Source organism: Streptomyces sp. 7R007, assembly GCF_054850255.1.
Map to the genome: position 1 here is coordinate 211,571 of NZ_JBTWMV010000009.1, position 23,105 is coordinate 234,675.

The following is a 23,105-nucleotide window of genomic DNA, read 5'->3' on the forward strand; positions in this document are numbered from 1 at the left end:
ACTCCCCCTGGAGGTACGGCCCATGCGGTCATCCTCGTACTCCGTCCTGCCCGCACGCGTCCTGAGAGCCGCCGTGGTCCTCGCCGTGGCCGCCGGTGCCGTCACCGTCGCGCCCAGCGCCCACGCCGACACGATCGCGGCCAAGCCCTACATGGGCTGGTCGAGTTGGAGCATGCAGTCGTCCAGGTACCCCGGCCTGAACCCGGACGGCGACTACAGCTACCTCACCGAGGCGAACGTCCTCAAGCAGACCGACGCCCTGGCCGCCAAGCTGAAGAAGTACGGCTACGAGTACGTCAACATCGACGCCGGCTGGTGGCGCGACACCGCCTGGAAGCCCGAGTACGACCAGTACGGCCGCCAGCAGGCCGACCCCAAGCGCTTCCCCAGCGGCATGAAGGCCGTCGCCGACCGCATCCACGCCAAGGGGCTGAAGGCCGGCATCTACCTCCCCGCCGGCCTGGAGAAGGAGGCCTACGGCGACGGCAGGACGCCGATCTGGAACGCCGACGGCTGCACCACCGCCGACATCGTCTACGGCGACCTGCGCACCACCAACGGCTGGGACAGCTCCTACAAGCTCGACTTCTCCCGCCCCTGCACGCAGAAGTACATCGACTCCCAGGCCCGGTTGATCGCCGGCTGGGGCTACGACTACCTCAAGCTCGACGGCGTCGGCCCCGGCTCCGGCAAGAGCGGCGACCAGTACGACAACGTTGCCGACGTGGCCGCCTGGCACCAGGCCATCGCCGCCACCGGCCGCCCGATCCACCTCGAACTGTCCTGGTCGCTGGACATCGGCCACGCCGACGACTGGAAGAAGTACTCCAACGGCTGGCGCATCGACACCGACGTCGAGTGCTACTGCAACACGCTCGTCAGCTGGGAGAACTCCGTCGACGACCGCTGGGACGACACGCCCGGCTGGACGCGGCACGCCGGACCCGGCGGCTGGAACGACCTCGACTCCCTCGACGTCGGCAACGGCGACATGGACGGCCTGACCAAGGCCGAACGGCAGAGCTACGCCACCCTGTGGGCCATCGCCAAGTCCCCGCTGTTCACCGGCGACGACCTCACCCGCCTCGACTCCTACGGCCTTTCCCTGCTGACCAACAGGGAAGTCATCGCCGTCGACCAGGGCGCCACCCCGCCGGCCCGCCCGATCACCCCCTCGGACCCGCAGCAGGTGTGGGCCGCGAGGAACCCCGACGGCAGCTACACCGTCGCCCTGTTCAACCTCGCCGACAGTCCCGCCGCCGTCTCCGCCTCCTGGGCCGCCCTCGGCTTCACCGGCAAGGCGGCCGTGCGCGACCTGTGGAACCACGAGGACCTCGGCAGCTTCAAGGACAAGATCACCGAGGCGCTCCCCGCCCACGGCTCCCGCCTGTTCACCGTCACCCCGCACGGCGACGCCCTCGCCTTCACCGGCTACGAGGCCGAGACCCCGGCCAACACCCTCGCCGGCAACGCCTCCGTCGCCGACTGCTCGGCCTGCTCCGGCGCGAAGAAGGTCGGCAACCTCTACCTCGGCGGCAAGCTCACCGTCAACGACGTCGTCGTCCCCAAGGCCGGCACCTACCAGGTGAGGATCGCCTACGTCAGCGGCGACGCCCGCCCGGCCACCGTCTCCGTCAACGGCGGCGGCGCCACCGCCCACCGCTTCCCCTCCACCGGCGACTGGGGCACCGTCGAGACCGTCAGCGTGCCGCTCACCCTCAAGGCCGGCGCCAACACGATCACCTTCGACAGCGGCAGCGGCTACGCGCCGGACATCGACCGGATCGACGTACCGAAGTCGTCCTGAACGACCCACCAGGAGCCGCGATGAACACCGACCTGTCCAGACGCACCCTGCTGGCCCTCTCCGCCGCGACCGGAACCCTGGCCGCCCTCCCCGCCTTCACCGCCTCGGCCGCCCCCCGACGCCCCGCCGAGGCGCCCGACCTCCCGGCCGACGCGCGCACCGAACTGTGGTGGCAGGCCCCCGCCGACGACGACTCCATGATCGAACAGGGACTGCCGGTCGGCAACGGCCGCCTCGGCGCCCTGGTGAGCAACGACCCCGGCCGCGAACGCCTGTTGATCACCGACGCCACGATGTGGACCGGCGGCCTCAACGACACCCTCGACGCCGACGGCCAGTTCCCCTACGGCCGCGACGACTTCGGCTCCCTCACCCTGCTCGCGCGGCTGACCGTGGACATCCCCGACCACGACCTCGGCGCGGTCTCCGGCTACCGCCGCACCCTCGACCTCGACCGGGGGGTCGTGACGGCGTCGTACGTGCGCTCCGGAGTGACCTACCGGCGCCTGATCTTCGCCAGCCGCCCCGACGACGTGATCGTCCTGCACTTCACACAGAGCGGGAAAGGGCGCTACACCGGCACGGTCACGCTGGAGGGCACGCACGACGAGGGCGCCGGGACCTCCTTCGGCGCAACCCTGGGCAACGGCCTGAAGTACGGGGCCGCCGTCACCGCCTACGGCACCGGCGGCCGCGTCGCCGTCGACGGCACACACATCGCCTTCGCCGATTGCCGGGAGCTGACCGTGGTGGTCAGCGGCGGCACCGACTACGCGCCGGACGCGGCCAAGGGCTACCGCGACCCGGCCCTCGACCCGCGGCGGCTGGCCCGCACGAAGGTCCGCGACGCGGCGGCGCACTCGGCGGACACCCTGCTGCGCACCCACGTCGCCGACCACCGCGCGATCTTCGGCGCCTTCGGCCTCTCACTCGGCTCCTCGACCGCCGAGCAGCGCTCCCTCGACACCTGGGAACGCCTCCAGGCCCGCGCCCGCGACGGCGTACCCGACCCCGAACTCGAAGCCGCCTACGTCCAGTTCGGCCGCTACCTGATGGTCTCGGGCTCGCGCGGCAGTCTCCCCCTGGGGCTGCAGGGCCTGTGGCTGGACGGCAACGACCCGGACTGGATGGGGGACTACCACACCGACATCAACATCCAGATGAACTACTGGATGGCCGACCGCACCGGACTGTCCTCCTGCTTCGATGCGTTCACCGACTACTGCGTCGCCCAGCTGCCCTCCTGGACCGACCTGACCCGCCGCCTCTTCGACGACCCGCGCAACCGCTACCGCAACTCCAGCGGAAAGAACGCCGGCTGGACCGTCGCCATCTCCACCAACCCGTACGGGGGCGGCGGCTGGTGGTGGCATCCGGCGGGCAACGCCTGGCTGTGCAACAGCCTCTGGGAACACTACGAGTACACGGGCTCACGCGCCCACCTGGAGAAGATCTACCCCCTCCTCAAGGGCGCCTGCGCGTTCTGGGAGGCCCGGCTGCTGACCACGACCCTGCCGGGCACCTCGCGGGAGGTCCTGATCGCCGACAGCGACTGGTCGCCGGAGCAGGGACCGCTGGACGCCAAGGGGATCACGTACGCCCAGGAGCTGGTGTGGGCGCTGTTCGGCAACTACTGCGCGGCGGCGGCCGAGCTGGGGCGGGACGCCGGCTTCGCGCAGACCGTCGCCGCCCTGCGCCGGCGTCTGTACCTGCCGCAGGTCAGCCCGAAGACCGGCTGGCTGGAGGAGTGGATGTCGCCCGACAACCTGGGCGAGACCACCCACCGCCACCTCTCGCCGCTCGTCGGCCTGTTCCCCGGCGACCGCATCCGCCCCGACGGCTCCACCCCGGCCGACATCGTGGCCGGCGCCACCGCCCTGCTCACCGCGCGCGGCATGAACAGCTTCGGCTGGGCCAACGCCTGGCGCAGCCTGTGCTGGGCCCGCCTGAAGAACGCCGACCACGCCTACCAGCTGATCGTCAACAACCTCCGCCCGTCGACCGACGGCGGCAACGGCACCGCGCCCAACCTCTTCGACATCTACGAGACCAACCCGGGCCGCGGCATCTTCCAGATCGACGCCAACTTCGGTACACCGGCTGCCGTGACGGAGATGCTCCTGTACTCGCGCCCCGGCCACCTGGAACTCCTGCCGGCCCTGCCCGACGCCTGGGCGGCCTCCGGCTCGCTCACCGGGGCGCCCGCGCGCGGCGGCTTCGTCGTCGACCTGCGCTGGAAGGACGGCCGGCCGACCGAGGCCCGCGTGCGCAGCGTGGGCGGGCGCAGCACCACGGTGGCGTACGGCGGCAGCTCCCGGACCGTGACCATGGCTCCCGGCGGATCCGTCACGCTCAGGGACTTCGCATGACCAGGAGCCGATACGCGCGCGCCGCGCGCCTCGCCGCCCTGCTGGTGCTGGCCGGCGCCGCCCAGTCGGCGCCCGTCCAGGCGGCCGCCCCCGCCGACGTGGGGGCCTTCCGCCCGGGTGACGTGGTGACCTGGGCGGCGAGCGCCGACCGCCTGGGCGACGCCGTGGCCGACCGCGGCTACCGGCTCGTCGTGCACACCAGCACCGGCGGCAGCGCTCTGCGGATACGGCTGTCCAACGTCTTCGGGGACCGGCCGCTGACCTTCGACAGCGTCTACGCCGGCCGCCGGCGCACGGGCGCCGCACTCGTCCCCGGCAGCAACCGCCGGCTGACCTTCGAGGGCGCGCGCTCCGTCACCGTGCCGGCCGGTGCCGTCGCCGTCAGCGACCCGCTGCCCGGCCGGGTCCCGGCCGCGACCGACCTGGTGGTCAGCATCCACACGCCGGACGCGGCGGGCCCGGCCACCGGCCACGGCATGGCCATGCAGACCTCCTACACGACCGAGGGCGACCACACCGCCGAGGAGAGCGCCGACCACTGGACGCAGACCACCGGCTCCTGGACCTACCTGGACGCCGTCTCCGTACGGCCGCCCGCCGGCACCGGAGCCGTCGTCGCCCTCGGGGACTCCATCACCGACGGCTGGCAGTCCAGCGCCGACCTGAACCGCCGCTGGCCCGACTACCTCGCCCGACGGCTCCAGCAGGCGGACACGGCCGTCAAGGGCGTCGCGAACGAGGGGATCTCCGGCAACAAGGTCCTCGCCGACGGCGCCGGGCGCAGCGCCCTGAACCGCCTCCAGCCCGACGTCCTCTCCCAGCCGGGCGTCCGCACCGTCTTCCTCTTCGAGGGCGTCAACGACATCAAGGCCCACACGGGCGTCACCGCCCAGGACCTGATCACCGGCTACCGCGAGATCGCCGAGCGGGCCCACAGGGCCGGCAAGTGCGTCGTCGCCGCGACCGTGGCCCCCTTCAAGGGCTGGTCGGAATGGGACCCGGCCGCCGAGGCCGTACGGCAGGAGGTCAACGCCTATATCCGGGGCGGCGGGGACTTCGACGCCGTCACCGACTTCGACCGCATCCTGCGCAGCCCCTACGACCCCGAGCGCATCCTGCCGTTCTTCGACGGCGGCGACCATCTGCACCCCGACGACAAGGGGATGCAGGCGATGGCCGACGCGGTCGACCTGAGCGGCCTGGACTGCGACCGAGGTCCCTAGCTCGTCGGCTCGGGCGCGACGAGTCCCTCTCGGTAGGCGATCGCCACCGCTTCCGTGCGGCTCGCCGCGCCCAGCTTGGCCAGGATGTTGGAGACGTGGACGCTGGCCGTCTTGCCGCTGATGAACAGCTCCTCGCCGATCTGCCGGTTGCTGCGGCCGAGGGCGAGGAGCCGCAGCACCTCCCGCTCACGGGCGGTCAGCGGCGAGGGGCCGCCCGCCGGCGCGACGGCGGCTGACAGCCGTCCCCGGCGTATGAGGGCCTCCACCCGCTCCAGCAGGGGAGCGGCGCCGAGCCGCTGGGCGCTCTCGCGCACCGCGAGGGCCTCGGCCGCCGCCTCCTCGCGCCGCTCGGCCGCCAACAGGGCCTCCGCGTACCGGAACCGGCACCGGGCCCGCTCGTACAGGTCGCCGAAGCCGAACGCGTCCACGGCCGCGGCCCAGGCCGTCGCGTCCGGACCGGACACCGCCCGCCGCCACTCCGCCTCGGCCCGCGCCAGCCACGCCATGCCCTCCGGCCCCTGCCGGCCGCGGCCCTCTTCGCGCAGGGCCGCCGAACGGGCCCCCTCGACCAGTTCGGTCGCCGTGTCCGCCCAGCGGCGGGCGCCCTGGTCGTCGCCGGTCAGCCGCAGCTCGGCGGCCCGGTCGGCGACCGCGGACAGGCTCAGCGCGGCGAGCCGGACCGTGACGTCGGGAAGCGTGCCCGCGTCGTCGGTGAGCGCCGCGACCGTCTCCCGCGTCCGCGCCACGGCGTCCTCCGCATCACCCCGCAGCGCGGCGGCGTCGGTCAGCAGGATGCCCGCCACGAGCGTCGCCATCCAGTCGAAGTGCCCCTCCAGCAGCGCCCGGGCCGCGTCGGCCACCGACAGGTCACCGCGCGCCAGGCGCACGTACAGCGCCGGAGCGGTCGCGTAGCCGCCCGCCGCGGGCAGCACCTCGGCGTCGGTGGCCGCCGCGCGCACGCACTCGTCCCAGCGGCCCAGCGTGTACAGCACCAGCAGGTGCAGATACCGCATCTCCATCGGATACGGCGACGACAGCAGCCCCGCCCGGCGCGCCCGCTCCAGCCCCTCGGCGACCCAGGGCAGGCACTCCTGGAGGTCGCCGGACTCGAAGCAGCCGACGGCGAGGTTGAACAGGGCCCGCATCTCCACCGGCGCGTTGCCCGAACGCCGGGCCAGCTCCCGTGCCTGCTGGAGCCGCGCGCGGCCCTCGGGTGTGCGCCGGCCGCCGCCTTCGAGGGAGGCCAGCGACACCAGCAGGTCCGCCTGGGCGTCCGTGGCCCCCAACTGCTCGGCGACGCCGAGGGCTTGGCGGGCCACCTTCAGCGCGGTCCCGTTCTCACCGACCTGACGCGCGGCCAGGACGTGCGTGGCCGCGGCCCACACCCAGGTCCGGGATGGCGGGTCGGCCGGGATCATGGCGAGGGCCTCGCTGCTGTAGGCGAAGGCCGCCGTCAGGTTGTCGACGCTGAGCAGGTTGCCGGCGAGGGTGTAGCGCACCCGGGCGGCGAGCTCGGAGTCCGCGCTCTGGCCGGTGCTGGCGAGCGCGGCCCGGGTGAGGGAGACCGCGCGGTGCAGCTCCCCGGCGTGCGCGGCCGCCGCCGAGGCCCGCAGGGTGAGCGTGACCCGGTCGCCGGCCTCGCCCGCGGGCCGCGCCGCCGGGTCCACCGCCGACCACAGGTCCAGGGCCGTTTCGAGGTGCCGCAGCTCCTCCGCGGGCGCGCCGACGCGGTGGGCGTGGTCGGCCGCCTCCACCGACGCGGTGAGCGCCTCGGCCAGGTCGTGGCTCTCGCGGTAGTGGTGGGCGCGCTCCGCCGCGGTCTCGGCCGGGTGGCCGCGGCCGGCGAGCAGCCGGGCGAAGGAGCCGTGCAGTCTCGACCGCTCGCCCGGCAGCAGGTCGGCGTAGACCGCCTCGCGGGCCAGGGCGTGCCGGAAGGTGTACGTGTCACCGTCGCCCGGCACCAGCAGCTGCCGCCCGACGGCCTCGCGCAGCGCCTCCTCCAGCTCGTCCTCCGGCAGCCCGACGGCGTCCCGCAGCAGGTCGTGCTCCACCCGGCGGCCGGCCACGGCGGCGGTGCGCAGCACCTGCTGGGCGGTCTCCGACAGCTGCTCGAACCGGATGAGGAGGACGTCCGCCAGGCCGCTCGGGACTCCGTCGGCCGCCGTGTCGGTGGCGGCGACCAGCTCCTCCGCGTAGAAGGCGTTGCCCTCGGCGCGCTCGACGATCCGGCGGATGGTGGCGTCCGGCAGCGGGCGGCCGGGCAGGCCGCGCACCAGCCGGGTGACCTCCTGGTCGGCCAGCGGCCGCAGCTCCAGCCGCTCCACGGCGGGCAGCCGCACCAGCTCCGCCAGCAGCGGCCGCAGCGGATGCCGGCGGTGCAGGTCGTCCGCCCGGTAGGAGGCGAGGACGGCGAGCCGGTGCGCGGGCGCGCCTCCGGCCGGCCGCTGCAGGAGGCCCCGGCTGAGCAGGAACCGCAGCAGATCGCGGGAGGACTGGTCCGCCCAGTGCAGGTCCTCCAGCACGAGCAGCAGGGGAGCGATGTCCGACAGGTCGGCGAGCAGTCCCGCGACCCCCTCGAACAGGCGCAGCCGCCCCCCGACGTCCCGCACGGCCTCGCTCCCGCCGCCCAGCAGCCGCTCGACCACCGGATGCGACGCCACGACCCCCGCGAACCGCTCGTCGTCCGCCACCACGCCCAGCACCTCGGTGAACGGCAGATACGGCAGCCCCACGTCACCGAGGTCGACGCAGTGCCCGGTGAGCACCGTCATCCCGTCCCGGACGGCCCGCCCGGCTACCTCGTCCAGCAGCCGCGTCTTGCCGACCCCGGCGTCCCCGGCGACCAGCACGGCCCGCGCCTCGCCGGCCCGGGCGCGCTCCAGCACACCGCCGAGACGGGCGACTTCGCCGTCCCGCCCGACCAACGGCGTGCTGAACAAGATCTGCGACACAACCCCATCCTGGCACGCGGCACCGACAGTGCTTCTGAACACCGGCAGCGCTCTTGAACACTGACCGTGCTTGTGAACAGAGGGCGACGTGGACCGACGTCAAGGGGGCGCGGGCGCCTCAGGACCGCAGAATCCGCGCCCAGTCCTCCGGCACCCGCCCCGCCGGGCCCGGTGCCGGCTGGTCCGCCGGGTGGCTCGCCGGAGGCGCGAGCTGCGGGCCCGACTCGTACAGCTGCGACGTCGAGAAGTCCCAGAACCACTCCTCGCCCGGCTCGAAGCTGCGGATCACGGGGTGCCCGGTCTCCCGGTAGTGCGCCGTCGCGTGCTTCGCTGGCGAGTCGTCGCAGCACCCCACGTGCCCGCACTGCGCGCAGCGCCGCAGATGGAACCACCACCCGCCGGCCGCCTCGCACTCCACACACCCCGTCCCGCTCGGCGGAACACTGGAATCGATCCCGTTGTCACTCACGCAGGCTCCTCGACCGTGTCGTCATCCGTCGGCTGAAGGGGCAGCAGCACCTGGAAGCGCGTGTCCCCCGGCTCGGAGTCCACCCGCAGCGTCCCGTGGTGCTTGTTCACGACGATCCGCCAGGAGATGTCCAGCCCCAGCCCGGTGCCCTCGCCCACCGGCTTGGTGGTGAAGAACGGATCGAAGATACGGTCGCGGATCTCCGGCGGCACCCCGGGCCCGGTGTCCCGGAACTCCACCAGCAGCCGGTCGTGGTCCAACGCCGTCCGCACCGTCAACGTGCCCTGCCCGCCCGCGCTGTTGATCGCGGCGACCGCGTTGTCGATCAGGTTGGTCCACACCTGGTTGAGCTCCGCCGGGTAGGCGGGGATCTTCGGCAGCGTACGGTCGTAGTCCTTCACGACGTCGATGCGCTGCCCGATCTTCCCGGACAGCATCATCAGGGTGCTGTCGAGGAGTTCGTGCACGTCGGCGTTCTGGTAGGGCGCCCGGTCGAGCTGCGAGTACTGCTTCGCCGCGTCGACCAGGTTCGAGACGCGGGTCGTGGAGTCCTCGATCTCGTCCATCAGCAGCTCGGTCTCGACCGTGTAGTTGAGCCACCCGATCGCGCCGGGCAGGATCTCCGGGTCCACGTCGGCGGCCACCTGGTCCAGCCAGTCGAGGTCGAGTCCGGCCTGCACGAAGGTGGGCGCGAGCCGCCAGCCGTCGGGGATGTCGTGGTCGTCGAGCCAGTCGGCGATCGCGTCCTCGCGGTCGGAGGCCTCCAGGGGGCTCAACGCCGGCGCCTTGGCGACCCGTTCGGCGGTGCGCTCCTGGATCTCGATGAGGTTCGCCAGCGCCTCACGGGAGTACGGGCCGCCGTAGATGGCCTTCAGCTTGTGCCGCATCTTGGCGACGCGTTCACGCAGCGCGGCAGTGGCGCGTACGGCCGCGGCGGCGGGGTTGTTGAGCTCGTGCGTGAGCCCGGCCGACAACGAGCCCAGCGCCAGCAGCCGTTCGCGCTGTCCGATGGCCCGCTGGGTGCTCTTGGAGCCGAAGAACAGCCCCTCCAGCAGGTGCACCGCCATCGGGAACCACTCCTGCATGATGCTCACGAACGTGTCCGCGGGCAGCACGAAGAACCGCGTCGGTTCGGTGACGCGCATCGAGTTGTTGTACACCTGCCGGACGCGGTCGCCGATGTAGGCCTGCGTGGCGCCCGCGTACACCCCGCGCTGCGAGGTGCGGGTGACCTCCACGTCGTCGGCGCCCACCCGCCGGGACAGCACGACCGTGCCCTCGATCATCACGTAGAAGCAGGTGGCCGGGTCGCCCTCGGCGTAGACCGGCCCGGGCTCGAACTTCTCCACCCGGCCCTCGCTGCACAGCCGTCCCAACTGTTCGGGGGTGAGCTTCTCGAACAGGAACAGCGAGCCGATCTCCTGCGGGCTGCAGGGCATCAGCTGCCCGCTCACGACTGCTCCAGGTACCGGTGGACGAGCATCACGGCCATGGCTCCCTCTCCGACGGCGGACGCGACCCGCTTGGCTGACTCGGCGCGCGCGTCGCCCGCGACGAACACGCCGGGAATGTTGGTCTCCAGGTGGTACGGCGGCCGGTCCAGCTCCCAGCCCGCCGGGGGCCGCCCGTCGGCGGTCAGGTCGGGCCCGGCCAGGATGAAGCCGTGCTCGTCGCGCAGCACCGTGCCGTCCAGCCAGTCGGTCAGCGGGGCGGCGCCGATGAACACGAACATCCACTGCGCGTCGACGAGTTCGGTCTCGCCGGTGTCCATGTCCCGCAGCGTCAGCTGTTCCAGGTGGTCGGAGCCGTGCGCCCGCTCGACGACGGTCCGCGCGCGGACCGAGATGTTGGGGGCCTCGTTGATCTGCTGGATCAGGTAGTACGACATCGACGCCGACAGGTCGGGACCGCGCACCAGCAGGGTCACCGACTTGGCGCCCCGGGACAGGTACATGGCCGCCTGCCCGGCCGAGTTGGCGCCGCCGACGATGTACACGTCGTGGCCCTGGCAGGCGGCGGCCTCGGTCAGCGCGGAGCCGTAGAACACCCCGCACCCGGTCAGGTCGGTGCAGCCCGGCGCCTGGAGCTGGCGGTAGGAGACGCCGGTCGCGAGGATCACGCTGTGCGCGGCGACGGCCGAGCCGTCGGAGAACCGTACGGTCCGGGCGCCGCCGTTGACCTCCAGCCCCGTCACCTCGCGCGCGGTGAGGATCTCGGCGCCGAACTTCGCCGCCTGCCGCCGCGCCCGGTCGGTGAGCTGGGCTCCGGACACGCCGTCGGGGAAGCCGAGGTAGTTCTCGATCCGGGAGCTCTGCCCGGCCTGTCCGCCGGTCGCCGACCGCTCCACGAGCACGGTCCGCAGCCCCTCCGAGGCGCCGTAGACGGCCGCGCCGAGTCCGGCGGGCCCGCCGCCGATGACGACGAGGTCGTAGAAGTCGGCCGCCGGCGTGGTGGCGAGCCCGACCTGCGCGGCCAGCTCCGGCGCCTCCGGCTCGACCAGGGCCGTCCCCTCCGGGGTGATCACCAGCGGCAGCCGCTGCCCGTCCTGCCCGGCCGCCTTCAGCAGCCGCTGCCCCTCGGGCTCGTCGGCCGAGTACCAGCGGTAGGGCACCTGGTTGCGGGCCAGGAACTCCCGTACGTCCGAGGAGCGCGCCGACCAGCGGTGCCCGACCACCTTGGTGCTGGGCACCGGCCGGAAGTCGCTGCACCGCCACGCCTCCAGCAGGTCGTCCAGGACCGGGTAGAGCTTCTCCTCCGGCGGGTCCCACGGCTTGAGCAGGTAGTGGTCGAGGTCGACGACGTTGATCGCGTCGATCGCCGCGTTGGTGTCCGCGTACGCCGTCAGCAGCACCCGGCGCGCCCCCGGATACACGTCCAGGGCCTGCTCCAGGAACTCGATGCCGTTCATCTGCGGCATGCGGTAGTCCGCGAGGATCACGGCCACCAGGTCACCGCGCAGCTTCAGCTCCCGCAGCGCCTCCAGCGCGGACTCGCCGGACTCGGCGCGCACGATGCGGTACGACTCGCCGTAGCGGCGCCTGAGGTCACGGGCGACGGCCCGGGAGACTCCCGGATCGTCGTCCACGGTCATGATGACGGTCCGCGCTGCGTCGGACGCCTGTGCCATACGTCTCCCACCCCGGGTTCGGGTTCACGGTCCGGCGCCCCCGACGCCGTGCCGGCTTGCGCCCATCGTATGTTCGATCGCCCCGCTTCGCCCCGCCGTGCCCGCGAGGCGCGGTTCTCAGGCGCGGCGGGCGCCCAGCACGCAGAACTCGTTGCCCTCGGGGTCCCTGAGCGTCACCCAGCTCTGCTCGCCCTGACCGATGTCCGCGCGCTGTGCGCCGAGGGCGAGCAGCCGGGCGACCTCGGCCTCCTGGTCGACGGGCCGGAAGTCCAGGTGGAGGCGGTTCTTGACGGTCTTGCGCTCGGGAACGGGCACGAAGAGCAGGCCGGGCATGCGGTCCTTCTCGGGCCGGATCTCGAACTCGTCCGGCTCGTCGGCCACCACGACCCAGCCGAGCGCCTCGGCCCACCACCGTCCGAGCGCGGCCGGGTCCGCCGCGTCCACGATCACTTGCTCCCATTCCAAGGTCATGAACGCAGCCTAGTGAAGACTGGCCGCGCCGGACGAGGCAATAAGTTGGACGCACGACGCTCGAAGGACAGCGTGGTGAAGCGGCGAAGGGGAACAGGCGATGACGGGCCCGATCATGGCAGGGGTCGACGGCAGCGAGGAGTCGCTCGCCGCGCTGGGCTGGGCGGCACGGGAGGCGGTGCGGCGGGACGTGGCGCTGCGGGTGGTGCACGCCTGGCGCTACGAGCCGTACGAAGGGATCGAGGCGGCCGACGCCGAGACGCAGGCCGGGTGGGTGCGGGAGGCGGTCGAGGAGGCCGTCCGCGGCGTCACCTCACGCCACGCGGAGCTCGCGGTGAGCACGGACATCGTGGCGGGCGGGGCCGTGGACACGCTGGTCGACGCCGCGGCGGACGCCGAGATGCTGGTGCTGGGCTCGCGCGGGCACGGCCCGGTCGTCGGGTTCCTGCTGGGCTCCGTGGGCCAGCAGGTGGTCGCCGAGGCGAAGCGGCCGGTGGTGCTGGTGCGGGCGGGGGACCAGCCGGCGGCCGAGGCGGCCGGGCGGGAGGTCGTCGTCGGTCAGCAGGGCGAGCCGGAGGACAGCGCCGAGACGCTGCGGTTCGCGTTCGAGACGGCCGCCGCCCGGGGCGCCACGGTGCGGGCCGTGCGGGCCTGGACGCTGCCGCCCGTCTTCGCCTACAGCCCGGGCTCGCTGCAACTGCTGGACCAGGCCGGGGGCCTGGAGCCGTACGAGAAGAAGGGGCTCGCGGCGGCGCTGGAGCCGTGGCGGGAGCGCTTCCCGGACGTGCCGGTGGTCGAGCACGTCGAGATGGGCAGCGCGGGGCAGGTGCTGCTGTCGCTGGCGGCGCGGGCCCAGCTGATGGTCGTCGGCCGGCGGGCGCACCGGACGGCCGTGGGCGCCCGGATCGGCTCGGTGGCGCACGGGGTGCTGCATCACGCCCCGTGCCCGGTGGCCGTGGTCCCGCACCCCTTGGTCACTCAGGGGTGACCGGCTCCAGGCTCTCGCGCGCCTTGGGCAGCACGTTGGCGATGTAGTCCTTGACCGCCGTGTCCAGGCCGATGTCGTGCTGGGCGCGCTCGGACAGGTACCAGCGGTGTTCGAGCAGCTCGTGGTAGATCTCCGCCGGGTCCATGGTGCCGCGCAGCTCCGGCGGCACCGCCCGGACGGTGGGCCGGAAGACGTCCCGTACCCAGCGGTGGGCGAGCACCTCGGGGCGGGCGGCGAGGGGGTCGCCCGGGGCGTAGTCGTCCTGGGTGGCCATCCAGCTCTCCAGGTCGTTGAGCAGCCGGCGGGCCTGGTTCTCCTCGGCGTCCAGGCCGGTCAGGCGCAGCAGCTGGCGCTGGTGGTGGCCGGCGTCGACGACCTTGGGCACGAAGGTGACGGTGTCGCCGTTGGAAGAGTGGCCGATCTGCATCTCGGCGACGTCGAAGCCGAGGTCGTTCAGACGGCGTATCCGGCGCTCTATGTAGTGGTACTTGCCCGCCGGGTACACCGAGGTGCGGGTCAGCTCGTCCCACAGGCCGCTGTAGCGGGCGCAGATCTCGGTGCCGAACTCGATCGGGTCGACCGAGGGGTGCAGCGCCCCGGAGGCCTCCAGGTCGAGCAGTTCGCCGCTGATGTTCACGCGGGCCAGCTCCAGGTCGTACTCGCGCTGCCCGGTGCTCAGCTGCGGGTGCAGGTCGCCGGTCTCGGCGTCCACGAGGTAGGCGGCGTAGGCGCCCGCGTCGCGCCGGAAGAGGGTGTTGGACAGCGAGCAGTCGCCCCAGACGAACCCGGCCAGGTGCAGGCGGACCAGCAGTACGGCGAGCGCGTCCATGAGTCGGTGCATGGTGGCCGGGCGCATGGTCGTCTCGAACATCGAGCGGTACGGCTGCGATCCGCGCAGGTGCCGGGTGACCAGGACGGACTCCAGCGGGTCGCCCGCCTCGTCGGTGCGGCCGGTGACCACGGCGAGGGGGTCGACGGCAGGGATGGACAGCCGGTCCAGGTCGCGCAGCAGTTCGTACTCGCGCAGCGCGGGCCGTTCGGCGAGTTCCTTGACGGCGATCACCTCGTCGCCGGCGCGCGCGTAGCGCACGACGTGGCGGGAGATGCCGCGCGGCAGCGGGACCAGGACTTCCTCGGGCCACCGTTCCAGGGGCAGGTGCCACGGCAGTTCGAGCAGGAGCGCGGGGTGCTCCGGGTTCGTCGCGCTGATCTGCAGGGCCATGGGGCGGTCGTCCTCGTCTCGCGGTGATCGTCACCTCACCTTAGAGGGCGCGCTCCTTGGCCTGAAGTGCCGCTTCCCGTACCGGACCGCGGTGCGCGGGCCCGTGTCCGGGCAGCAGGAGGTCGCCGTCGAGGCCGGCCAGGACGTCGAGGGAGGCCAGGGCGCGGGCGCGTTCGTGGTCGAACATCGGGGGCAGCAGCTGCGGTCCCCGGACCCGCGAGGTGGGGTGCCCGGTGCCCAGGGCGTCGCCGCTGATCACCACGCCCGCGTGCGGGAGGTGGAAGGCGGCGTGCCCGTCGGTGTGGCCGGGCGTGGGCACGGGCACGGGCCGGCCGGGCAGGTCGAGCGCGCCCGGCGCCGGGAACGGCTCGGGAGCGGTGACGGGGACGTGCGCGGTGCCGCCGGAGCGCAGGGCGCGCAGGGCCCAGGGCAGCACGCCGGGGCGCCAGCTGTTGCGGGCGACCTGGACGACGCCCACCTGGTGCAGGAAGTCCCGCCGGGCGTGCGGTACTTCGGCCTCGTGCAGGTAGACGGGCGTGCCGTAGGCGGTGCGCAGGTACTCGGCCGAGCCGAGATGGTCGTTGTGCGCGTGGGTGACCAGGACGGCCGCGACCGCCTCCGGCGCGGCGCCCACCGCCGCGAGCGAGGCGAGGAGCTGCTCCCGGTCGCCCGGGTAGCCGGTGTCGATCAGCGTGACCTCGTCGCCCTCGGTGAGGATCACCCAGTTGGTGTCGCTGCCGTGCACCAGGTGGATGCCGTCGGTGACTTGCCGCACGTCTGCCCGCATGCACCCAGCAAAGCAGACCCCGGGGGGTACGGAACCATCGGGTCCACGTCAACCTCGGCTCGCGTGAGAGGCTTGACTCCACGCCGGTTCCCGCGAAAAAGGGCCGGTTTCCGCGAAAAAGGGCTGCCTCCGGCACCGTCCGCCGGAGGCAGCCCCCGGGTGCGCCCGAAGCGGCCGCCTCTCCGCCTCAGCGCACACCGTGCGGGCGGAACTGCACGCTGATGCGTGGTCCCGCGGCCCGGGTGGTCTTCGGTACGCAGTGCTCCCAGGTCCGCTGGCAGGAGCCGCCCATCACGATCAGGTCGCCGTGCCCCAGCGGCCGGCGTACCGTCTCGCCGCCGCGCGCCGGGCGCAGCAGCAGGTCGCGGGAGGCGCCCACCGAGAGGATGGCGACCATCGTGTCCTCGCGCGCGCCGCGTCCGATGCGGTCGCCGTGCCAGGCCACGCTGTCCCGGCCGTCGCGGTAGTAGCACAGCCCGGCCGTGGCGAACGGCTCGCCCAGCTCGGCGGCGTAGTGCGCGGACAGGGCCGCGCGCGCCTCGGCCAGGACCGGGTGCGGCAGCGGGTCGTCGGCGCCGTAGAACGCGAGCAGCCGGGGTACGTCGACGACCTGGTCGTACATCGTGCGTCGCTCGGCCCGCCAGGGGACCTCGGCGGCCAGCTGTTCGAACAGGTCGTCCGAGCCGGTGAGCCATCCGGGCAGTACGTCGATCCAGGCGCCGAAGCCCAGCCTGGTCCGGCGGATCCCGTCGAGGGGGCCGAGGCGCAGCTGGTCGGTCTGATCGAAGAGAGAGCCCTGGAGGTGCGTGGTCATGGTTCCAGCGTACCCCCGATTCGAAAATGTGTTCCAACCGAATTCCAGCCGGTACCCGAGCTCTTCCGGCCTGCCACGCGGGCTTTCGATACATCGGTGTATCGGATACATTCACGTATCGAACGGAGGGCTGACCGTGGTGGCTGAACAGACGGCACGGCGCGTGACCAGGCGCCGGGTCCGCACGCGGGCCAACCTGCTCGACGCCGCGTTCGCCGTGTTCGCCGCCAAGGGGTTCGGGCGCGTCTCGATCGAGGAGGTGTGCGACGCCGCCGGCTACAGCAGGGGCGCCTTCTACTCCAACTTCGCCAGCCTGGACGAGCTGTTCTTCGCCCTCTACCGCCAGCGCGCCGACCTGATCGCCGAGCAGGTCGCCGACGCGCTCGCCCTCGACGGACCCGACCTCGACGTGCCGGCCTCCGTGGACCGGGTCACCGAGGTGCTCCTGCTGGACGTGGACTGGCTGCTGGTGAAGACGGACTTCCTGGTGCACGCGGCCCGCGATCCCCGGGTGGCCGAGACCCTGCTGGAGCACCGGGCCCGGCTGCGCGGCGCGATCGCGGCCCGCCTGGCCCGCGCCCGGGGCTTCGCCCGCCCGCCCGCCGTACTCGGCGACATCGACGGAGCGGCGCACGCCGTGGTCGCCGCCTACGACGGGGTCACCACCCAACTCCTGCTGGACAAGGACGTCGACCACGCCCGGGTCTGGCTGAAGCAACTGCTCACCGCCCTGCTGACCGACGGCAGCGGCACCCCCCAACGAGGCCACTGAGAAAGGGAACGGTCGCCATGGATGCGGACGTCATCGTCGTCGGAGCGGGCCTCGCGGGCCTGGTCGCCGCGCACGAACTCACCAGCAGGGGACGGCGCGTCGCCCTGGTCGACCAGGAGAACGCCGCCAACCTCGGCGGCCAGGCGTTCTGGTCCTTCGGCGGCCTGTTCCTCGTCGACTCCCCGGAGCAGCGCCGGCTCGGCATCAAGGACTCCTTCGACCTGGCCTGGAACGACTGGCAGGGCAGCGCGCAGTTCGACCGGGTCGCGGACGAGGACTCCTGGGCGGTGCGCTGGGCGCGCGCCTACGTCGAGTGGGCGGCCGGGGAGAAGCGGTCCTGGCTGGAAGGGCACGGCATCAAGTTCCTGCCGACGGTCGGCTGGGCCGAACGCGGCGACCTGCGCGCCGACGGACACGGCAACTCCGTACCGCGCTTCCACGTCGCCTGGGGCACCGGCACCGGCGTGGTGGAGCCCTTCGTGAACTCCGCCCGGCAGGCGGCCCGCGACGGACTGCTCACCTTCCACCACCGCCACCGGGTCGACGAACTGGTCATCGAGGACGGCACCGCCCGCGGTGTGCGCGGCACGGTCCTCGCCGAGGACCGCTCGCCCCGCGGTGTCGCCTCCAACCGCGACCGCGTCGGCGACTTCGAGCTCACCGCCCAGGCCGTGATCGTCACCACCGGCGGCATCGGCGCCGACCACGACATCGTGCGCCGCTACTGGCCGCAGCGGCTGGGCACCCCGCCCGCCGAGATGGTCACCGGCGTGCCCGCCTACGTCGACGGCCGCATGCTCGACATCAGCGCCGAGGCCGGCGTCCGCCTGGTCAACCGCGACCGCATGTGGCACTACACCGAGGGCCTGCAGAACTGGGACCCGATCTGGCCCGGCCACGGCATCCGCATCCTGCCCGGCCCGTCCTCGATGTGGTTCGACGCGCTGGGCCGCCGCCTGCCGGACCCGTGCCTGCCGGGCTACGACACCCTCAACACGCTCAAGTACCTGCGCACCACCGAGGACATCGCCGGCCACGACCACTCCTGGTTCATCCTCACCCAGAAGATCATCGAGAAGGAGTTCGCGCTCTCCGGCTCCGAGCAGAACCCCGACATCACCGCCAAGGACAAGGCCGCGGTGCTGAAGAACCGCCTCGGCAAGGGCGCCCCGGGCCCGGTGGACGCCTTCCTGCGCAAGGGCGCCGACTTCGTGACCGCCCCCACCCTGGAGCAGCTCGTCGCGAAGATGAACGACCTGACGGACAAGCCGCTGCTCGACGCGGCCGAGATCCGCCGCCAGATCGAGGCCCGCGACCTGCAACTGGCCAACCCGTACAGCAAGGACAGCCAGGTGCAGGGCATCCGCAACGCCCGCCGCTACATCGGCGACCGCCTCGGCCGCGTCGCCACCCCGCACCGCATCCTCGACCCGGAGGCCGGCCCGCTCATCGGCGTCAAGCTGCACATCCTCACCCGCAAGACGCTCGGCGGCATCCAGACCGACCTCGACTCGCGCGCCCTGGGCACCGACGGCGAGCCGATCGCCGGGCTGTACGCGGCCGGCGAGGTGGCCGGCTTCGGCGGCGGCGGCGTCCACGGCTACAACGCGCTGGAGGGCACCTTCCTCGGCGGCTGCCTCTTCTCGGGGCGGGCGGCGGGACGGGCGGCGGCGCGCCAGACCGCCTGATCCGGACAGCGCTCGTGGGGGCGGCGCCGCGTGCGGCGGGCCGCCCTCACGGTGTTTCCCGAACGAACAACGCGTTGCTGCAAGGGGGTTGCCCTTCGGGCGGGCGTGCTGGTTCAGTGGCTGAGCCACTCATCCACTCCGCTCCGTACGAGGAGGCACCGTGGAGGCACTGCCCCGCGAGACGATCGTGGACGTCCTGGAGGCCCGGCTGCGGGAGGACATCCTGGCCGGCCGGCACCCGGCCGGCAGCTATCTGCCCCCCGAGCGCAGCCTCGCCGACGGATACGGCGTCACCCGCACCACCCTCAAGCACGCCTTCGGGCGTCTGGTGCAGGCCGGCCTGCTGGAGACCCGGCACGGCGTCGGCACCCGGGTGCGGGACTTCGCCCGGCTGGGCGGCGCGGACCTGCTGCCGATGCTGGTGCGCCACGACGCGTCCTGGGTGCGCGAGATCTTCGAAGTGCGGCGCTCCGTCGGCGCGTTGATCGCCGAGCGGGCCGCGGCCCGGGCCACCCGCGCCCAACTGGCCGAACTGCGCGCCCGGTTGGCCGCCGTACGGGAGGCGGCCAGCCCCGACGAGGTGCAGCTGGCCGACGTGGAGGTGCACCGCGCCCTCGCCCGGGCGACCGGCAACCGGGTCTACGTCCTGCTCACCAACACCCTCTTCAACGCCTACCTGCCCGTGCGTGCCGCCCTGCGCGGGCCGTTCACCGACGCCGAGACCGCCCACCGGCGGCTCGCCCCGGTCGTGGAGGCGGTGGCGTCGGCGGACGGCGGCCGGGCGCACGCCGCGGCGGACGCCTATCTGCGCGACACCGAGCGGATCATGCTGGAGGGGCCGGCGTGAGGGGCACCACGTTCACCGAGACGATGCTGGGCACGGTCCGGCTCGACGGCGCTCACCCCCCGCGCCGGATCCGCCTGGACCTGCGGGCCGAAGCCGGCGAGGTGCTGCGCCCGCACCGCACCACCCCCGCCCGGCTGACCGGCCGGATCCGCATCGCCGGGCTGGCCGACGACCCCCTCGCCACCGGCGAGTTGGAAATCTCCCCGCTCGCCCGCCGCCGCATCCGCTACCGCCTGACCTTCGCCGCCGACGGCCGCACCCTCACCCTGGACGGCTGGAAGTCGGTCACCCCGCGTCGCCCGGTGAGGTCGATGACCGTGCTGCCGTTCACCCTGTACGAGGACGGCGTGACGGTCGGCCGGGGCACCCTCCGCTTCCCCCTCGCCACCCGGCTGGTGCCCTTCCTGCTCGGTTTCCGCTTCCCCCGCCGTCAGGAGCCCGCCCGCTTCCTCGCCCCACGCTGGGACGGCGGCGCCGGACACACCGAGGTCTGGTACACCACCCTGACCGACCCCGCCACCGGCACCGGTCTCTGGCTGCACCACGAACTCGTCGCCCCCGCCGACGGAACCGCGCCCTTCACCCACGGCTGGGCCGCCGCCTTCCCGCCCGGCGCCGAGGTCCGCCACGCCCGTTTCGGACCGGCCCCCTGGACGAACCCCACCGACGGCTTCGGCGCCGGCGGTGTCGTCGCCGCCCCCGGCAGACTGTCCGGAAGCGCCGGCGACTTCCGCTGGGACCTCACCGAACGGCCCCTCGCCGGACCGCTGTTCACCTTCCCGCGCTGGTCCTGGCGGCACCCCCTGCTGCCGGCCGCCCACATGCTCCCGGCGGCCCGGGCCACCTACGACGGCACCTTCCACGACGGGGAGCGCACCCTCGCCCTGCGCGGTGCCCCCGGAGCCTCCGCCCGCATCAACGGCCGGGGCAACGCCCGCCGTTGGGCCTGGCTGCACGCCGACCTCGGCGGCGGGGACGTCCTGGAGGTCGTCGCGGCGGTGTCGACCCGGCCCGGACTGCGACGGCTGCCCCCGCTGGTCTTCCTGCGCCTGCGCCACCGCGACCGCCTCTGGCCGCGCCGGGCGGAGCGCTCGGCGGTCGGGCTGCTCGGCATCGGCCGGTTCCGCGCCCGCATCGGCCTGCCCGCCTGGACGGTGACCGGCCGCACCCTGCTGCGCCGGCTGCGCGTGGAGGTCCGCCAGCCCGCCGAGCGCACCCTCACCCTCGACTACCGCGACCCGGACGGCGCCCTGGCGGTGTGCCGCAACAGCGAGGCCGCCGACGCCACGATCCTGCTGCAGCGGTGGTGGGGCCGCTGGCGCACCGAGGCCGAGTGGAGCCTCCAGGGCACCGCCCACGCCGAGGTGGGGGACCGGTGACCGCCCCGGGACCGGTCGCCGCGCTCCTCGCCGACACCGGCGAGGAGGACTGGCCCGGACGGGTGCCCGGCCGGCTGGACGCCTTCCTGGCCGGGCTGCCCGGCCCCGTGAACGCCGCGGTGCGCGCCGGTCTCCTCGCCGTGGACGCCTACGCCGTCCTGCACAGCGGCCGCCGTCTCGCCGGCCTCACCCCGGACGAGCGCGAGCGGGTGCTCGCCTCACTCGCCGCCCGCCCCGCGCTCGTCCCGGCACTCGACCTGCTGAAGCTCCCCGTGCTGCTCGCCGCCGCCACCGAGCGCACGCCGACGGCACCGGCACCCGCCGCCCCCGAGGACCCGCCCCTGGCCTGCGTCCCGGCCGGCCAGTGGCCCGCGCGGGCCACCGCGGACGCCGTGGTCGTCGGTTCCGGCGCCGGGGGAGCAGTGGCGGCCCGCACCCTCGCCCGCGCCGGACTCGACGTGGTCGTGCTGGAGGAGGGCGAGCACCACACCACCGCCTCCTTCAGCCGCCGCGCCCCCCTGGACCGCTTCACCGACCTCTACCGCGACGCAGGCGCGACCGTCGCCCTGGGCGACCCGCCCCTCCTGCTGCCCGTCGGCCGCGCGGTCGGCGGCACGACCGTCGTCAACTCCGGCACCTGCTACCGCACTCCGGCCCACGTCCTGGACCGCTGGAGCCGCCGGCACGGCTTCCGGCTCGCCGAGGGCCTGGAAGCCGGGCTGGACGAGATCGAGCGCACCCTCACGGTGGCCCCCCAGCCCCTCGACGTCCTCGGCGCCAACGGCCTCCTCGCGCTGGCCGGGGCCGAGAAGCTCGGCTGGCGGGCCGGACCGCTGCGGCGCAACGCCCCCGGCTGCAAGGGTTCCTGCCAGTGCGTCGTGGGCTGCCCCACCGGCGCCAAACAGGCGGTGCACCTGTCGGTGCTGCCCGACGCGTGCGCCCACGGAGCGCGCATCGTCACCGGCGCCCGTGCCCGGCGGATCCTGGTCGACCGCGACCGGCCGGGACCGCCCCGCGCGGCGGGCGTCCTGGCACGGCGGGCCGACGGAACGGAGCTGGAAGTCCTCGCGCCGCTCGTCGTCACCGCCGCCGGAGCCCTGCACACCCCGCTGCTGCTGCGCCGCTCCGGCCTGGGCGGCCACCCCCGCCTGGGCCGCAACCTCAGCGTCCACCCGGCCACCAGCGTCGCCGGCCGCTTCACCGAGCCGGTCACCTCCTGGCAGGGCGTCCTGCAGAGCGTGGGGGTCGAGGAACTGCACGACCGGGGCATCCTGATCGAGGCCACCGCGAGCCCCCCGGGCATGAGCAGCTTCGTCCTGCCGGGCCTGGGCCGCGCCCTGCGCCGAGAGCTGGAGGGGGCCGACCGGCTCGCCGTCCTCGGCGCCATGATCGCCGACCGGCCGTCGGGCCGCGTCCTCGGCCGGGGCCGCGCGCTCGTCCGCTACGCCCTCGACCCGGCCGACGGTGCCCGGCTGGTGACGGCGGTACGCGCCATGGGCCGGCTGCTGTTCGCCGCCGGCGCCCACGAGGTCCTCACCGGCGTCCCCCGCGCGCCGCGGGCCCGCACGCTCGGCGAACTCGACGCCGTACTGGCCGGGATCACCCCCCGCGACCTGCACCTGTCCGCCTTCCACCCCACGGGCACGGCCGCCGCGGGCGCGGATGCGCAGCGGGCCCCCGCCGACCCCGAGGGACGGCTGCGCGGCGTCCACGGCGTCCTCGTCGCGGACGCCTCGGTCCTGCCGTCCTGCCCGGAGGTCAACCCGCAACTGAGCATCATGGCAACGGCGCTGGCCGTCACCGGGAGCTACCTCGACCGCGTTTGCAGCAGCCGGAGCAGCACCGCCGCGTGAGACTCCTCGACCGACTTCGCCGAGGTGAGCAGGGTGACCGTCCCCTCGGCCGCCAACCGCCTGACGTGGTCGAGGAGTTCGGCGGCCTCCGGCTCGGCCAGCTCCGCCTCGTACCGCTCGGCGAACTCCTCGAACGAGCCCTCGCCCGCGTGGTACCAGCGGCGCAGCTCGGTCGACGGGGTCAGGCCCTTGGGCCACTCGTCGACGTGCGCCGCGTCCTTGGACACACCGCGTGGCCACAGCCGGTCGACCAGGACGCGCACGCCGTCGTCCGGCTCGGGGGGTTCGTAGACGCGACGCACGCGAACGCTCACGATCGGGCCTTTCTGCGGAGGGCG

At 73.7% G+C, this 23,105-nt stretch carries 18 protein-coding genes; 9 read left to right on the top strand and 9 right to left on the bottom strand.

Annotated features, from left to right (window positions below; all coding sequences use genetic code 11):
- Positions 1-22 precede the first annotated feature (22 nt).
- The 3 genes from ACYF6T_RS15020 to ACYF6T_RS15030 are packed head-to-tail and all read left to right on the top strand — an operon-like array spanning position 23 to position 5,399.
- Positions 23-1,807, top strand: coding sequence for an alpha-galactosidase D (locus ACYF6T_RS15020; protein WP_461696611.1), 1,785 nt, complete (start codon positions 23-25; stop codon positions 1,805-1,807).
- A gap of 20 nt (positions 1,808-1,827) precedes the next feature.
- Positions 1,828-4,176, top strand: a complete 2,349-nt coding sequence (locus ACYF6T_RS15025; RefSeq protein ID WP_461696613.1) for a glycosyl hydrolase family 95 catalytic domain-containing protein — start codon at positions 1,828-1,830, stop codon at positions 4,174-4,176.
- Positions 4,173-5,399 (top strand): SGNH/GDSL hydrolase family protein, encoded by a 1,227-nt coding sequence (locus tag ACYF6T_RS15030; RefSeq protein WP_461696614.1) that lies wholly within the window; start codon positions 4,173-4,175, stop codon positions 5,397-5,399. Before ACYF6T_RS15025 ends, ACYF6T_RS15030 begins: the two co-directional genes overlap by 4 nt.
- On the opposite strand, the gene ACYF6T_RS15035 is transcribed toward ACYF6T_RS15030, so the two are convergent.
- From ACYF6T_RS15035 to ACYF6T_RS15055, 5 genes are all read right to left on the bottom strand, one after another.
- The gene (locus tag ACYF6T_RS15035; protein ID WP_461696616.1) at positions 5,396-8,350 is read right to left on the bottom strand and encodes a helix-turn-helix transcriptional regulator; all 2,955 of its coding nucleotides are present in this window, start codon (positions 8,348-8,350) and stop codon (positions 5,396-5,398) included. The two genes, ACYF6T_RS15030 and ACYF6T_RS15035, sit on opposite strands and share 4 nt — an antisense overlap.
- Positions 8,351-8,468: 118 nt before the next feature.
- Complete coding sequence (locus tag ACYF6T_RS15040) at positions 8,469-8,819, bottom strand: UBP-type zinc finger domain-containing protein (protein ID WP_461696617.1); 351 nt, start codon at positions 8,817-8,819, stop codon at positions 8,469-8,471.
- Positions 8,816-10,273 carry an ATP-binding protein gene (locus ACYF6T_RS15045; RefSeq protein WP_461696619.1) on the bottom strand — a complete coding sequence of 486 codons (1,458 nt, stop codon included), beginning with the start codon at positions 10,271-10,273 and terminating at the stop codon, positions 8,816-8,818. The genes ACYF6T_RS15040 and ACYF6T_RS15045 overlap by 4 nt, the downstream gene beginning before the upstream one ends.
- Positions 10,270-11,946 (bottom strand): NAD(P)/FAD-dependent oxidoreductase, encoded by a 1,677-nt coding sequence (locus ACYF6T_RS15050; protein WP_461696621.1) that lies wholly within the window; start codon positions 11,944-11,946, stop codon positions 10,270-10,272. Before ACYF6T_RS15050 ends, ACYF6T_RS15045 begins: the two co-directional genes overlap by 4 nt.
- Before the next feature lie 117 nt (positions 11,947-12,063).
- On the bottom strand, positions 12,064-12,417 hold the full coding sequence (locus ACYF6T_RS15055; protein WP_461696622.1) for a VOC family protein: 354 nt from the start codon (positions 12,415-12,417) through the stop codon (positions 12,064-12,066).
- 100 nt (positions 12,418-12,517) lie between these two features.
- On the opposite strand from ACYF6T_RS15055, the gene ACYF6T_RS15060 reads away from it, so the two are divergent.
- Positions 12,518-13,405: a universal stress protein gene (locus ACYF6T_RS15060; protein WP_461696623.1), complete on the top strand. Its 888-nt coding sequence runs from the start codon at positions 12,518-12,520 to the stop codon at positions 13,403-13,405.
- Here ACYF6T_RS15060 and ACYF6T_RS15065 read toward each other — a convergent pair.
- From ACYF6T_RS15065 to ACYF6T_RS15075, 3 genes are all read right to left on the bottom strand, one after another.
- The gene (locus tag ACYF6T_RS15065; RefSeq protein WP_461696624.1) at positions 13,392-14,627 is read right to left on the bottom strand and encodes a DUF4032 domain-containing protein; all 1,236 of its coding nucleotides are present in this window, start codon (positions 14,625-14,627) and stop codon (positions 13,392-13,394) included. The two genes, ACYF6T_RS15060 and ACYF6T_RS15065, sit on opposite strands and share 14 nt — an antisense overlap.
- Before the next feature lie 40 nt (positions 14,628-14,667).
- Positions 14,668-15,414, bottom strand: a complete 747-nt coding sequence (locus ACYF6T_RS15070; protein WP_461696625.1) for an MBL fold metallo-hydrolase — start codon at positions 15,412-15,414, stop codon at positions 14,668-14,670.
- A gap of 187 nt (positions 15,415-15,601) precedes the next feature.
- Positions 15,602-16,228 carry an alpha-ketoglutarate-dependent dioxygenase AlkB gene (locus ACYF6T_RS15075; RefSeq protein ID WP_461696626.1) on the bottom strand — a complete coding sequence of 209 codons (627 nt, stop codon included), beginning with the start codon at positions 16,226-16,228 and terminating at the stop codon, positions 15,602-15,604.
- A 136-nt stretch (positions 16,229-16,364) separates the two neighbouring features.
- Between ACYF6T_RS15075 and ACYF6T_RS15080 the strand changes: the two genes are divergently transcribed.
- The 5 genes from ACYF6T_RS15080 (at position 16,365) to ACYF6T_RS15100 (ending at position 22,767) form a co-directional block, all read left to right on the top strand.
- Complete coding sequence (locus ACYF6T_RS15080) at positions 16,365-17,000, top strand: TetR/AcrR family transcriptional regulator (RefSeq protein WP_461696627.1); 636 nt, start codon at positions 16,365-16,367, stop codon at positions 16,998-17,000.
- A 17-nt stretch (positions 17,001-17,017) separates the two neighbouring features.
- Positions 17,018-18,688, top strand: coding sequence for an FAD-binding dehydrogenase (locus ACYF6T_RS15085; protein ID WP_461696628.1), 1,671 nt, complete (start codon positions 17,018-17,020; stop codon positions 18,686-18,688).
- Between the two features lie 160 nt (positions 18,689-18,848).
- Positions 18,849-19,535 (top strand): FadR/GntR family transcriptional regulator, encoded by a 687-nt coding sequence (locus ACYF6T_RS15090; protein WP_461696629.1) that lies wholly within the window; start codon positions 18,849-18,851, stop codon positions 19,533-19,535.
- Entirely contained in the window at positions 19,532-20,914 is a 1,383-nt protein-coding gene (locus ACYF6T_RS15095) for a hypothetical protein (protein ID WP_461696630.1), read from the top strand. The genes ACYF6T_RS15090 and ACYF6T_RS15095 overlap by 4 nt, the downstream gene beginning before the upstream one ends.
- Positions 20,911-22,767 (top strand): GMC family oxidoreductase N-terminal domain-containing protein, encoded by a 1,857-nt coding sequence (locus ACYF6T_RS15100; RefSeq protein ID WP_461696631.1) that lies wholly within the window; start codon positions 20,911-20,913, stop codon positions 22,765-22,767. The genes ACYF6T_RS15095 and ACYF6T_RS15100 overlap by 4 nt, the downstream gene beginning before the upstream one ends.
- Here ACYF6T_RS15100 and ACYF6T_RS15105 read toward each other — a convergent pair.
- A complete protein-coding gene (locus ACYF6T_RS15105; protein ID WP_461696633.1) occupies positions 22,722-23,081 on the bottom strand; it encodes a DUF488 domain-containing protein in 360 nt (119 codons plus the stop codon). The two genes, ACYF6T_RS15100 and ACYF6T_RS15105, sit on opposite strands and share 46 nt — an antisense overlap.
- Positions 23,082-23,105: the final 24 nt, after the last annotated feature.